At 59.2% G+C, this 13,256-nt stretch carries 7 protein-coding genes and 2 pseudogenes; 3 read left to right on the forward strand and 6 right to left on the reverse strand.

The window, feature by feature from the left end:
- Positions 1 to 149: 149 nt before the first annotated feature.
- The 4 genes and pseudogenes from ACN9MX_RS21890 to ACN9MX_RS21905 form a co-directional block, all read right to left on the reverse strand.
- Positions 150 to 299, reverse strand: a complete 150-nt coding sequence (locus tag ACN9MX_RS21890) for a hypothetical protein (protein WP_426387886.1) — start codon at positions 297 to 299, stop codon at positions 150 to 152.
- A 1,298-nt stretch (positions 300 to 1,597) separates the two neighbouring features.
- Positions 1,598 to 2,212, reverse strand: a pseudogene (locus ACN9MX_RS21895) (IS3 family transposase); the annotation flags it as partial.
- A 60-nt stretch (positions 2,213 to 2,272) separates the two neighbouring features.
- Positions 2,273 to 2,563, reverse strand: coding sequence for a hypothetical protein (locus ACN9MX_RS21900; RefSeq protein ID WP_426387887.1), 291 nt, complete (start codon positions 2,561 to 2,563; stop codon positions 2,273 to 2,275).
- Positions 2,564 to 2,650: 87 nt separating this feature from the next.
- Complete coding sequence (locus ACN9MX_RS21905; protein ID WP_426387888.1) at positions 2,651 to 4,435, reverse strand: chloride channel protein; 1,785 nt, start codon at positions 4,433 to 4,435, stop codon at positions 2,651 to 2,653.
- A 73-nt stretch (positions 4,436 to 4,508) separates the two neighbouring features.
- Here ACN9MX_RS21905 and ACN9MX_RS21910 point away from each other — a divergent pair, with 73 nt between their 5' ends.
- Positions 4,509 to 4,922 carry a MarR family winged helix-turn-helix transcriptional regulator gene (locus tag ACN9MX_RS21910; RefSeq protein ID WP_426387889.1) on the forward strand — a complete coding sequence of 138 codons (414 nt, stop codon included), beginning with the start codon at positions 4,509 to 4,511 and terminating at the stop codon, positions 4,920 to 4,922.
- 290 nt (positions 4,923 to 5,212) lie between these two features.
- On the opposite strand, the pseudogene ACN9MX_RS21915 reads toward ACN9MX_RS21910, so the two are convergent.
- Positions 5,213 to 5,593, reverse strand: a pseudogene (locus ACN9MX_RS21915) (formylglycine-generating enzyme family protein); the annotation flags it as partial.
- 3,579 nt (positions 5,594 to 9,172) lie between these two features.
- Between ACN9MX_RS21915 and ACN9MX_RS21920 the strand changes: the two are divergent.
- Together ACN9MX_RS21920 and ACN9MX_RS21925 are read left to right on the forward strand one after the other, a co-directional pair.
- Entirely contained in the window at positions 9,173 to 10,204 is a 1,032-nt protein-coding gene (locus ACN9MX_RS21920; RefSeq protein WP_426387890.1) for an AAA family ATPase, read from the forward strand.
- Positions 10,205 to 10,229: 25 nt separating this feature from the next.
- The gene (locus ACN9MX_RS21925; protein WP_426387891.1) at positions 10,230 to 12,668 is read left to right on the forward strand and encodes a S8 family peptidase; all 2,439 of its coding nucleotides are present in this window, start codon (positions 10,230 to 10,232) and stop codon (positions 12,666 to 12,668) included.
- A 186-nt stretch (positions 12,669 to 12,854) separates the two neighbouring features.
- On the opposite strand, the gene ACN9MX_RS21930 is transcribed toward ACN9MX_RS21925, so the two are convergent.
- Positions 12,855 to 13,256 (reverse strand): type II toxin-antitoxin system VapC family toxin, encoded by a 402-nt coding sequence (locus ACN9MX_RS21930; RefSeq protein ID WP_426387892.1) that lies wholly within the window; start codon positions 13,254 to 13,256, stop codon positions 12,855 to 12,857.

A 13,256-nucleotide genomic window follows, 5' to 3' on the forward strand; every position in this document is an offset into this window, starting at 1 on the left:
CTGGCGGGGGCGAGAGCAATGCGCAAGGATGCTTTCCGGTCGCGAGATGATCCGCTGCATCTTCAAAACTGAGCTGCTTAGCAGCTGGTTCGACTGATTCGCAGTCGGCCAGAGTATCGTCAAATTGCGCTTCCGCTTGCGTATTATACTCAAAGTTCCAGATCGCGCCGTTCGATTTCGGCGACCAGCGCCTTTTGCGCCAAGGTAAGATGTTCATGATCTTCAAATGAGCAATAGGCTCGCATCAATTCTTCGTCGAGCATTTGCGAGATGGATCGAGTGTCCTGCGCTTCTGCCATGTTGCAGATCCTCTCGCTTCTCTGAATGGCGCCGGGGTTGAACGATGATCGACTTCTCTTTCCGCGCCGCCGGTGATGCGCAGCACGGGGCAGACCTTAGGCGCTCGGCAATATTGATCGGGTGCGGCTGCGCGTCGCTGCTTCGCGGCCCTCGCGGTGGAGGACATTGATGATCTTCCCAAACGCCCGCGCTTGCTGTTCGTGCTCGTTCCTCTTTTCGGGACAGGCTGCGCTTACGGCCCGGCTTATCTCCGTTGCCCTTCTAAGCTCGAGGTCATCGATGCTGTTCATTCGTTACTTTCGCGGGCGGGAAGGGGGCAGTTGGCGAGAAAGATAGGAGGAGGACCGAATCACATCGCCTGCAATCAGCTTGCTTTTCATCAAGACGCGGAAGGCCTCTGCGTCCCTGGGATCGAGCATCACCGCGCGCGAGCCGCCGGAAACTAGGGGTTCTACCGTAGACAAGCGGAATGCGTGGGTTCGGCAAAGTTCCTCAACGGCATTTGGCGTCTCCAGGACGTTGACAACCCGGCTCATGCAAACGGGCCAATCGCGCCAAAGGGAGCTGGACTAAATGGCGTTGACCCGTCCGCCCGCACGGAGCGGTAGAGGAGCCGATGATCGCGAATGCGGCGCGCGTAACCCCGGGCCAGTCCCTGATGTGCAATTTGCGCCGCTCCACAGGTCGCGGACTGGGCACGCAGAAGTTCTTCCTGCTCGCGCTTTAAAAGATAATTTAAATCTTCCATAAATGCTCCTCAGCTTGGCAAGCGGGAGCACGATGGTCTCTCAGTTACAGCGATTGCCTGCGGCAAATTTCGCGTAATATGCAGCCTATATCACAGGTTGTGCTTGTTGTCCCCAAAAATATGATTTCAGATTATCCCGAAATTTTATGAACCTGATATTATCTGGGTCCGGCCTATGTTAATTAAGTTATCATATGGATTGCGAAGTTTCACTAGAACGACTTCCTTGCGATCTGCGTTTATATTGCAAATATAGAACATCTGCGCGTGGTAGCGGGCCTGCGGGCGACGTGCCGCGTACCTCTTTACACTGCAGGATTGCTCTCGGCCTTTCTCGGAATGGCTCGAGCGGAGATCAGGTGGCGGTCTTTTTTATGCGGTAGTAAAAAAGCGGTACGCTAATCGGACTGCACAGCTAAGGGCGAGGCAGCGGAGCGCTGAAAAGCTGATCCGTGCTGGGCCGGGATCGAGTTCTGGGTCGCACCTCTCTCTTCCGGTCCAGCATAACAGAATGGACTTGTAACGGTTTTGTGCCGGTCACCTATCTCATTAAGTCACCTTGGCTTCGAAGGCGAGCGGGCTGATGCCGCCCAGATATGAATGGCGGCGGCGGGTGTTGTAGAATCCGTTGATGTACTGGAAGATGGCGGCTTCTGCCTGACGCCGCGTCGGCGAGCTCTGCCGCCAGATGAGTTCGGCCTTCAGGGATTTGAAGAAGGTCTCGACGGACGCATTGTCGTAGCAATTTCCTTTGCCGCTCATCGATGGACGCAGGCCATAGGCCTGCAGCTTTTTCTGATAGTCGTAAGAGCAATATTGGCTGCCGCGATCCGAATGGAAAAGGCAGCCCTCGGGAGGCTGGCGCAGGCGCACCGCCATATCCAACGCCCTGATCGCCAGGTCTTTCTTCATCCTGTCACTGACAGCCCAACCAACGACACGTCGGCTATGCAGGTCGAGAATGACGGCAAGGTAGAGCCAGCCTTCTGAGGTCCAGATATAGGTGATGTCGCCCGCCCACTTACGGTTGGGCGCATCGGCGGCGAAGTCGCCGTCCAGCCAGTTCGCTGCGACCCCCAGGCGATGGTGGCTATCGGTTGTGAGCTTGTGCTTGCGCGTGCGGACCGGCTTGATCCCGTTGATCTTCATCAGCCGTCCTATCTGGCCGCCGCTGGGCGCCGATCGCGGCAAGGAGCGCAGGATAAAACCAGCAACGCAGTGCCATTACTTATCGTCCCGTTCAAGCGTGTCCAAACCCAGATTGTCGTTTCGGCCCCTGAGCCACAACAAGAGTGCGCCGAACATCCCATATGCCGCGCATAGCCTGACAAAACCGCTTTGGGTCAGGCCGCTCAGCAAAACGATCACCAACAGTCCGAGAACCAGAAACGCCGCCCAATTGCCGTGGTGCAAGCGGTTTGCCACACCTGACGCGAGCCAGCACACCAAGACGACAACCAAGAGACTGCCGAAAATGGCACCAATGGCCTCAAACGTTCCGGCAATCAGTAACATGGGTCGTCCTTCCAGCCTGATCCCGCTAGAGATGCTATCTCGCAGCATCCTCTCCCAGCCAGTTTATATCGTAATGCGATATAAATATCAAGCGCCAGCTCCTTTCTTTGTTCCGCCGACGTGCCGGGTCCGCTCCGTTTCTCCGGCACGAATCCTGTGTCGTGCCTTGAGCAAATCTTGGCGCGAGAGAATGCCGACAACCTTGCGGCTATCGGGATCAACGATGGGAATGCGGCCGATGCCGGACTGAACGATCAAGTCGGCCACAACGCCGCTGGGACTGTCGGGAAAGGCAGTAGGCTGTGACGCATCAGAGAGGCTTTCGGCAAGCAACGTCGCCTGATCACAACCCTCCACTTCCCACCGCAATACGTCGCTGCGCGAGACAAGACCCACCAAGCGCCCGCTCTTGTCGATGACGGGATAGCTGCGATGGCGAGCTTCCTTCTCGAAGAAGTCGATGACCTCGCACACCGGCATATCGCCAGCAAGCGTCTCCGGTTCGGCGGTCATCAAATCCCTCACCTGCAACAGATCCAATGCATCGACGCTATATTCCTGAAGGATATGCCGCCCACGCCGCGCGATCTTCTCCGTCAGGATCGAACGGCGCATCAACAGGACGCTGATCGCGTAGGCGGAGACCGCTACCGCGATGCAGAACGGAAGTGCCGCGAACTGCCCGGTCAGCTCGGCCGCGAACAGCGCCCCGGTTAGAGGCGCGCGCATCGCGCCGCTCATAATGCCAGCCATGCCTATCATGGCCCAAAAACCGGGGTCTCCGGGCAGGAACTGGCCCATGAGGCAACCCAGCGCCCCACCTAGGATCAAAAGCGGCGCCAGCACGCCGCCTGACGTTCCTGATCCCAACGCAATCAGCCAAACCAGGCCCTTCACCACCAGAAGCATGATGATCGCGCGCATTCCCAGGCTATCGCCCAGCAGGGCATGGATATTGCCGTAGCCCGCGCCCAACACTTGAGGCTCGACCAGGCCGCCTAGCCCGACCGCGATCGAACCCAAAGCAGGCCACCACATCCAATGCACCGGCAGATGATGAAACCCGTCTTCGATCCAATAGAGTGCCTTTGAAAGCAAGGTCGCCTGCAGACCCAGCAGCAGGCCCATACCCAATGCACAGGCCAGCGACCATGATCCGGTTGGCAGCGCGAGATCAGCCGCGAACATCGGGCCATCGCTAATAAGCAGCGGTCGCCATGTGAAGGAAACGAGGACCGCAAGGACAACCGGCACAAAGCTGCGCGGCTTCCACTCAAACAACAGCACCTCGATCGCCAGCAATATGGCGGCGAGGGGTGTCCCGAATATAGCGGTCATTCCCGCCGCCGCGCCGGCAACGAGCAATGTCTTGCGCTCCGCTGCGCTCAGGTGGAAGCATTGCGCGAACAGCGAGCCAATTGCCCCGCCGGTCATGATGATCGGTCCTTCAGCGCCGAAGGGTCCGCCGCTCCCAATGGAAATCGCGGACGATACGGGTTTGAGAATTGCCACCTTCATCGACAGTCGGCTTTCACCGAATATTATTGTCTCGATCGCTTCGGGTATCCCGTGTCCGCGTATCTTTTCCGAGCCGAAGCGGGCCATCAGTCCGACAATCACGCTGCCGATCATGGGGATGACGAGGACAGCTATCCCGATGGCATTATCCGCCATGTTGGCTTCCGCGAACGACAGGCGTCCGAACCAGAACAGGTTTGTCGCCAGCGCGATCAGATTGAGGAGAACCCATGCACTTACTGCGCCGCCACTCCCAACGAACAGCGCCATTGCGGCCAGCATGATCATGCGCCGATCTGCGCTATGGTCGCCCAGCCTGATAGCCTCGGCAGAAGAGGAGGCTTCCCGAATCATATAAAAACCCTCTTTGTAGAAGTAGCTCGCCGCAGCTATATCGCGGTACGATATATTTCAATAAGAAGGTGCTATGGAAGCGAAAGAAGCAGAGTTGAATGATGCCGATTATGCCGCGCTGGCGGATTTGCGGTTTGCCCTGCGGCAATTTCAGGCTTTCAGCGACGAACGGGCAACGCAAGAGGGCCTGACGCCCCAACAGCATCAGGCCCTCTTGGCACTACGCGCTGCCCCCATTGATGACGCTACAGTTGGTTTCGTTGCCCGACGCTTGCTGTTGAAGCCGCATAGCGCAACGGGCTTGGTCGATCGGTTAGAGAAGCAGGGGTTCGTAACCCGGCATTCGAACGATGATGACCGGCGGCGCGCCCAATTGCGGCTGACGCCCCAAGCCTTGGAGATTCTGTCGAAACTCTCGAGCGCCCACAGGAACGAACTGCGGCATCTCGGCCCCCTGCTCACTGAAATGCTGGCCCGTTTCGTTTGACATGCGGGATGTAGAACGAAACAGCTCAGGCTGATTGTCCGCCGGAATTCAGTTGGTAGCGGCCATACGCGTGCCAACAAGGATTCTCGGAGCGTCACATGTCCGAAAATGCCTGTTGCTTGTGCCATCATGACGTGAGCCGGGTTCCCGTGACCTCATTTGGATATGGCGGCCTCTGGCGAGAAGCGGCCGTTCCCCGAATGGACAGATGGTCTCGCTATCATTAGCGTATGACGAAAGCATGCATCTTAATTCAGAGCATCCATCGGCGAATGCCGCTAAAATCCGCGTTATCCAACACACCGGAAACCGACATGGCTAGTTGAAGTATCGACCGGCTGAGGATGTCTTGCCGCTGGCCGATAGCGTTGGCAATATTCCTCAGCGCACAGATGCGAACCGCCTTTCAAAACTTTGCGTGGGATAGCGAGCGGATCGTATGGGTCGACACTATGCTGTTTGAGGCCGCCGCGAGGATTCGCAGGAAAACAGCATGAGTTTTGCGACTGCGAATCTGGGTGGGAATACCAATCCATTGTCCATTCCCACACATTTCCGATCATATCAAAAAGGCCATAGCTATTGGCGGGGTAAGTCCGCACGGGCGAGGTGCGGTCCCAACCATCAGCCAAACTATTGGCATGCGGGAAAGGTCGGGTTTGCCAGCTATGGCCGTGTCCGGTTTCACCACCGGTCAGCTTCCGAATTCCTCGCGGCCCAGCGGTTGCGGCGCCTCAGCGCGGATGGCCAAATGCCAAGGGCAGCATTGTTTCGGCTCCTGTTCGGCGAATGCTATGGTCAGGATCTGGTATTCCCTTCGATGCGCCCAGTCGCGGCTTGGCTGGCGATCACAGACGACGCTGTACGCGACGAGATGGTGCGCCGAGAGCCTGAAGCGTTGATGGATGACGGCGACCCGGAGAGTTTTCCGATCAGTGCGCGCTCCCGTATCCTTGCGGCCTATGTCGAACGTTATGGAAGCGATGGCTGGCGCGGGGTGCGCATTCCCTATCCTCAGGTATTGCGTTTCGCGTCGCCCGATCTGTCGCCTACCGTCCGCAGGCTTTGGCAGGAACGAAGCACCAGCCCAGAAGTCGGCGAACTACTGATCGACCTCATTCAGGCGGCGCGCATGGAAGACTGCTGCGATATCGCAACAGAAGTGGCGAATGATCCCGAAGCGTCGCCGACTGACCGTGTAACGGCTGTCACGGTTCTTGCAGAGATGACGGCACCGGGCGAGCTGTCGAGCCTGATCGCGTCATTACTGAGCGAGCCGCACTGGCCATCGCGCGTGAAGGAAGGGGTGATTGACCCGCTTTTTCCCAAGCATCTTTTGGCAGAAGACTTCGTCCGGCTTCTCGGACAGATCGATGTCGACAAACGCAGTGTCGGCGGGATCGAATGGACACTGCCAAGGCTGATACCGCATTGGACGCTCCCTGACGGTGAGGTCACCTTGCTGCGCGACTTGATGGCGCGGCTGATCGAAGACAGCATCAAGCGCGTCGAACACTGGCCGCATTACGCGAGCAGATATCGGCACCTCACGTCGGCGCTAGCAGCATTTTGCCTGCGTCAATTCGACGACACCCGTCCACCTCCCGAGGGGCTGGTCGAGGCCGCCGTGATCGCCACCCGGCTGAAGGACAATGAATTTGGCGATGAAAAGCCTGCAGAAGAATTGATCGAGCGGCTCCGCCTTGGTCCTAGAAGCTGGCGAAAATTCATCTACTCAGCGGAGGGGCACTTTTGCGCTGCTCATGTGCCGGCGCGCAATGACGACGAGTTCGGAATGAACATCGCCTATGGCTCGACCGTGGGTGCGATTGACTACGACGATTTCGACTGGTTGTTGGAGGTGGCGGCTGACACCGGACTTGATCAGCGTATCCGCGCTGCGGCTTTCCGCGACGCCCTCTATCTGCTTCGTGTCGATGGCCAGCCGGTTCAGGACCGGGTCGCAGCGCTCCGCGACATTGCCAAAGATCAGCCTTCGTGGTTCGAAAAACTGGAGCAATGGCTCGTTCCTGCAAAGCCGGATAGGTCCTACGCGGCGCAGGAAGCGAAGTGGAAGAAGCAGGCAGCGGTACGCAAGGCCAAGGAAGCGGCGGCTGTCCAGACGTGGCTCGACTGGCGGCAGGATATCTTGCGCGATCCAGACGCCTATTTCGCGAAGACGAGCAATTCCAGAATCGTTTGGGATTTTGCGCAAGTTCTTGAACGTGACCCCGAAGACCTGGGCTGGCGCGCCCATTGGAACGGCGCAGCGATCTCGGCCCATTTCGACGATGCGATCACCGAACGGGTGCGCGCAGCGTTCTGTGCTTACTGGCGCACCATCGAGGTTCCGCTGCGCAGTGAGCGTCCAACCGACGAGCGCAATACCGTATGGTCCAGCTGGATCCACGCGCTTGCGGGGGTTTATGCAGAGGCGGAGCAACCAGACTGGGCACGAGATCTCTCACGCAAGGATGCCGCGACAGCATCCCGCCTTGTACCTGTTGAACTCAACGGCGTCCCGCCCTGGATCGCGGGTCTCGTGGCGCACCACCCTGAAGCTGTCGATGCTACACTTGGCAAGGAGCTTTCAGCCCAGTTGGATGACGCCGTCAGTTTCGAATTCCCGGGACTGCTCGCGGATTTCTCGCGGGCTGACCAGCCTGTCCTCGAGTTCTTCGCGCCGCGTGTATGGGCTTGGTTGCGGACGACCGATGCTGCGTTCGACGGTGAGCAACAGCAGGCTCGAATGCACGATCACCTTGAAAGGGCGATTGATTATCTGCTTCGCAGTTCATTCGATCGGTCACAGCTGATCGCGCTGGCGCATAACCGGCTTTCAGGTGGCCTTGGGGAGCCCTTCGCGCTGCTCTGGGTGATGCTCTTGCTGAACACCGCGCCGCGACAGGCTATTGCGTTACTGGAACAACAGATTGGAACGCTCGATCCGCCAACCCGGTACCCCCTGTGCGAAAATCTGTTCGCCACCTTTGGTCATCGCCGCAGCGCGCGCTTTTGCTCCGATCTTTCGGGCCAAGACTTCACTCCTGCCATGCTTCTTTCACTGGTCAAGTTGGCTTATGCCGAAATCCGCCTCTCCGATGACATCGACCGGGCGGGTGGCGGAGTCTTCAGTCCGACTGCCCGCGACGAGGCGCAGGATGGCCGCGGAGCAGTGCTGAGTGCTCTGCTTGCCCGCACTGGCGCTGAAGCTTGGGCCATCAAGCAGGCCATGCGCAATGACCCGTTGTTCACCCATTTCAAAGACAGGCTCGACCAGATTGCGCGCGAGAAAGCGGCCAGCGAAGCTGAGGGGCCTCCACTGGCCGATCGCGATCTTTCGCAGATCGAGCTTTATGGCGAAGCCCCGCAGGCGGATCGCAACGGCATGTTCCGGCTGATGACGGATCGGCTTGCAGATCTTAAGCACGATATCGCTGCACACGAGTTTTCCGAGCGATCGATCCTAGTCGGTATCGACAAAGAAAAGGATATGCAGGTCTGGTTCGCCAAGCGCCTCCAGGAGCGCGCGAATGGAGCTTATCGTGTCGATCGCGAGGCGCTGGTGGTCAATGACAAGGAAACGGACATCCGTCTCCTCTCGGTGCGCTCGAATGCGCAGGCCGTCATCGAATTGAAACTCGCCAACAATGGGTATTCGGTCGTCGATCTCGAGCGGTCTCTGGAAGACCAGCTGGTCGGCCAGTATATGCAACATGATGATTGCCGGGCGGGCTGCCTACTTGTGACCATGAGAAAACGCCGCACTTGGCGATGCCCGGATACCGAATCCGTGATTGATTTCTCGACCCTGCTGAGGCGGCTGCAAAGCTTTGCTGCCGACCTTGAGGCACAATTGAACCATCAGGTGAAGCTAGCGGTCGTTGGCATTGATTTAACAGGCTAATGCGCGCTTTGCACCAATCTTGCGTCCGGCGTTACAGGGACACCCGCTGGCGAGCGGTGGGAACAAACTCTGATAATCCCATGACACATCTCCGGTGGCCGTGATGGCCGCAGAAAAACGCTTCAGATTAGGCCGAGCCCTTGTCGTCGTGTAGCACCCGATTTCTGTTGCGATTTAGGATTCCGCAGCGCCAAACTATCGCATAAAGCGCGCTGATTCGACTCGGCTCGTTTTTGATTCCGTTAGGCGCGCCCAGAATGGAAGATATTATACAGCGGCAGCATTGATTGTTAGCATGGAGAAGCGGGCATGAGCGTGGAAACGGGGGATATTCAAGGCTGACATGGCGCGTAGCGACCTTCTCATCTCTCTGGTGCGCGCCGGCGCTGCAGGCGATCGGGAAGCCTTGCGCTCAACGACCGAAGCGCTGGTCGCCGACGAGCGCGCCAAGAAGCATTATATCGTCGCCGATCGTCTCCAACGCGCACTCTCCGCAGTTCCTGTCACCCCTCCGGCGCTGACGGCCAGTTCCCCACATCTTAATCCGTCGAATGGGCGTGAGGCGATACTCGAAGTCACGGCTCGCCTCCAGATCGACGATCTGATCCTGTCTCTGCCGGTCAAGGAGAGCGGGCGCCAGCTTATCGAGGAGCATCGGCGCGCCGATGTTCTGCGCGCGAGCGGCTACGAGCCGCGGCACCGGGTGCTCCTGTCCGGGCCTCCGGGCAACGGGAAAACCTCTTTCGCCGAAGCCATCGCCGAGAGCTTAGGCCTGCCCTTCTATGTTGTGCGCTATGACGCGCTGATTGGCAGCTATCTGGGCGAGACGAACGCGCGCCTGCGCAGGCTGTTCGACTATGTCCGTACGACGCCCAGCGTCCTATTCTTCGACGAGTTCGATGCGATCGGAAAGGAGCGTGGCGACACGCACGAAACCGGCGAAATCAAACGCGTCGTCTCCTTCCTGCTCATGCAACTCGATCAGTTGCCAAGCTACGTCATCGTCGTTGCCGCGACCAATCACGGTGAACTTCTCGATCGCGCCGTCTGGCGTCGGTTCCAGATGCGCCTGAGCATGCCCACTCCTCAACGCAAGGAAGTGACCGTATTTCTCGATCGCATCTTGTCTGATTGGCCCGATGCTCCCAAGATGACGCCGGCGCGTATCACAACGAAGCTTGGCACGGTAAGCTATGCCGAGGCTTTGGACTTCTGCCAGAATGTCAGAAGGCGCCAGATTTTGGGGTTGGGGGAGCTTTCCGTTGATGATGCCTTACGCGCCGAACTCGAGCTTTGGGCCTCGCGGGTAACTCCGGAGGCGATCAGTGCCGAGCGATCCGACCAAGCCTCTTCTGAGGCTGCCCGTCCCAGCTGATCAACCGCGCGCCATTGGGCGCGCCATGATGACCCCGAGGCCCGACGCGTTTCCGCGCGATCGCCAAACGGCAGCATTTGGTCCCAAGTTCAGCAGACTTGCCGATATTCTCGCACGCGGCGCCGATGCGCTCGAACTGCGGGCAGACGCTGCCGGTCTGGCGCCTGAGCGCCTCCTTGTCTTCGAAGTGCGCGGCTCGATCTCCGCCTTTGCAAACGCCGTCCAGAATGTCGCGGGCCTCGAACTAGTCGATGAAGAGGAACTCGAAGGCGATGAAGAGGACAAGCAGCCCTTCGCCTATTTGCTCGTCCCTGACATGGGGGCGTTGCGAAACCTCCTTACCCTATGGCAGCGGTGGCAGACCGGTCGGCTGATACGCGGCGAAACTCCATGGGCGAATGTCTTCGAACTGCTCAAGGATCTGCGGCCATGGGGACCGCTGGATCGCGTCCACGCAAGCGACGCGACCTTTCTTGCCTCCCTCATCGACGGACTGGACGATGATGAACTAGTGCGCATTGAGGTCGAGCTGGTCTATCGCGTTCAGGATCGGATCGCAAACGAACAGGAGGCCAATGTCCGGGCCGCGATCACCGCGCGCGACGGCCGTATCGTCTCGCAGGCCCGCATAGCGGATATTGGCTATCACGCGCTGCTAGCCGACATTCCCGTTTGGGCCGTCCGCGAAATCGTGGAGCGACGCGCCGAAGGCGTGGCCGGGCTCGAGCCGATCCAGCACATCCGGCCACAAAGCGCCTCGACCTCAATCGAACTAGGCGATGTAGCCGAGGAAGAAGCTGTCGCGCTCCCACAGCCCGAATTGGGCGAGCCAATTCTCGCTCTGCTGGACGGCGTGCCGGTCGCGGCGCACCGCATGCTCAGCCGGCACGTCGATCTCGACGACCCCTTCGATCTCGAACCCTCGGCACTCGTGGCCAATCGCTTTCACGGCACGGCCATGGCATCGCTCATCGTCCACGGCGATCGCAACGGCACGGGCCAGGCCTTGCCCCGCCGGATACATGTCATGCCCGTCATGGGTGATCATGACGATTTCCCGCGCGACAGGCTCGTCGTGGATCTCATCTACCTCGCCATCGTCCGGTTGCGGGAGCAGCGACCGGGCGTCGTGATCGTCAACCTCTCGCTAGGGAACAGGAACCGGCCTTTCCATGGCCAGCTTTCACCATGGGCGCGGCTGCTCGATCGCCTCTCGAACCGATTCGGCCTTCTCTTCATAGTCAGCGCCGGCAACGCGATCGCCGACTTCGGCGTACCCGCCTATGCGAACGGGCTTGCCTACGAAAGCGCCGATGGTGCCCATCGCGCTACATCGATGATAAATGCGCTTCATAGTCTGATCGGCGAGCGACGGATGTTCTCGCCGGCTGAAACCATCAACGGCATTACGGTGGGCGCCTGCAACAGCGATGCGGTGACACCCGCCGACCGGGCGCTTGCGCGAGCACTGATCGACCCGTTTCCCGATCACGACACCGCCAATCCCTCCAGTTCGCTCGGTCCCGGCTTCGCCCGATCGGTGAAGCCGGACATCCTGATGCCGGGCTCGAAGGAGCATATGCAAGTCGTGCGCAACCACACCCATATCGAGGTCCGACCCGGCCGTGCTTCGCGCGGCGCGGGCCTCAAGGTCGCCGCACCACCCGTGGCCGGCCGCGAAAATCAGGACGGTTACACGAACGGGACCAGCGCCGCCGCCGCTCTCGCCTCGCGGACATGTCACGAAATCCACGACGCTCTCGAAGCCGAATATGGCGCTGAATTCCTCGCCATGTCGCCGCTCCAGCGTGCCGTTCTCCTCAAGGCGCTCCTCGTCCACCCGGCACGCTGGCCTCGCGACGTAGCTAGGCTCATCAAGGATACGGTCGGACCGTGGGGACGCGGTCAGGCTCCGCGTCAAAAGGATAATATCCGGCGGTTCATCGGCTATGGCATGGTCGATGCCGAGGATGCTGTCGCCTGCGCGGCGGACCGCGCTACCTTCTTTGCTGTTGGCAGTCTGCATCGCGACCGTTCGGTGACCATAGCCGTTCCCGTTCCGCTCGCCATCGGCGGGAAAAGTCAGCCACACAGTCTCTCGGCGACCCTTGCTTGGTTCACGCCGGTATCACCGGGTCGAAAATCCTATCGATCCTGTCGACTCAAGATTCTCAAGCCTCCCTCGATCACCGATCTCGGTATAAGTCCTCATGGCTGGCAGCCCGATGAGAACCAGATCAATCGCGGCACAATCTTCTCGCGTTGCTGGGAAGGGAGCGACGCTCCGGTCGTCACTGCCAATATGACCGTACCGCTTACGGTTCAGCGCGATCCCGACCAAGGAGCAGTAATCGACGACGCAGTGACGTTTGGGCTTGCCGTCACACTGGCGATGCCCGGCGAGGTTGCGCTCTATGATGAGGTTTTTGCGCGCGTTCGGCCGACAGTCAGAGCGGGCGCATAAGGAGAGGCAATTCGCGCGGCTCGGGCCAATTGAACGTCGGCTTATTTCGGTTCGCAATTTTGAAGCTGACAGTCGCGAAAGTCCCCAAGGCGGTCAGGGTTTATACGGTGACTCGCTCAGGCCCGACCCAATCGTTGCTGCCGTGAGTAACCTTGAATTTGTCTGCTGTGATGCTCGGCGGCAACCTCAGTACGGACCGAGCCAATTCTCGATGCCTAGATCCGCCACCCGTTCAAACTCTCGAACATTGTCCGTTATGAGGGTGGCCCCGAGACTTAAGGCATGCGCGGCAATCAGCATATCATTGCCGCCGATGGGCTGACCCCGCTTTTCCAAATCTGTACGAAGCCGCCCGTAATGCGTGTCGACGTCATCGCCAAGAGGTAGCACCGGAAGCAGGGAGAGCACCGCCTCAAGTTGCCGCGTCAGCCGCTCGGATCCGCGACGCTCCGCGCCATAGCGCAACTCACTAGCTACAATGATGTTCGTCGCCACCGTCACCTCACCGACTACGGCAATCCGCGCCGCAATCACGCCCTGCGGATGCCGGATCAGGTCCGATAGAATATTCGTGTCGAGCAGGAACAT

The organism is Sphingobium sp. R-21, assembly GCF_049913335.1.
GTDB lineage: Bacteria > Pseudomonadota > Alphaproteobacteria > Sphingomonadales > Sphingomonadaceae > Sphingobium.

Excerpts from the sequence above, each read along its gene's own strand:
- ACN9MX_RS21890 (WP_426387886.1), bottom strand. The coding sequence starts at position 299 with ATGGCAGAAGCGCAGGACACTCGATCCATCTCGCAAATGCTCGACGAA.
- ACN9MX_RS21900 (WP_426387887.1), bottom strand. The coding sequence starts at position 2,563 with ATGTTACTGATTGCCGGAACGTTTGAGGCCATTGGTGCCATTTTCGGC.
- ACN9MX_RS21905 (WP_426387888.1), bottom strand. The coding sequence starts at position 4,435 with ATGATTCGGGAAGCCTCCTCTTCTGCCGAGGCTATCAGGCTGGGCGAC.
- ACN9MX_RS21910 (WP_426387889.1), top strand. The coding sequence starts at position 4,509 with ATGGAAGCGAAAGAAGCAGAGTTGAATGATGCCGATTATGCCGCGCTG.
- ACN9MX_RS21920 (WP_426387890.1), top strand. The coding sequence starts at position 9,173 with ATGGCGCGTAGCGACCTTCTCATCTCTCTGGTGCGCGCCGGCGCTGCA.
- ACN9MX_RS21925 (WP_426387891.1), top strand. The coding sequence starts at position 10,230 with ATGATGACCCCGAGGCCCGACGCGTTTCCGCGCGATCGCCAAACGGCA.
- ACN9MX_RS21930 (WP_426387892.1), bottom strand. The coding sequence starts at position 13,256 with ATGTTCCTGCTCGACACGAATATTCTATCGGACCTGATCCGGCATCCG.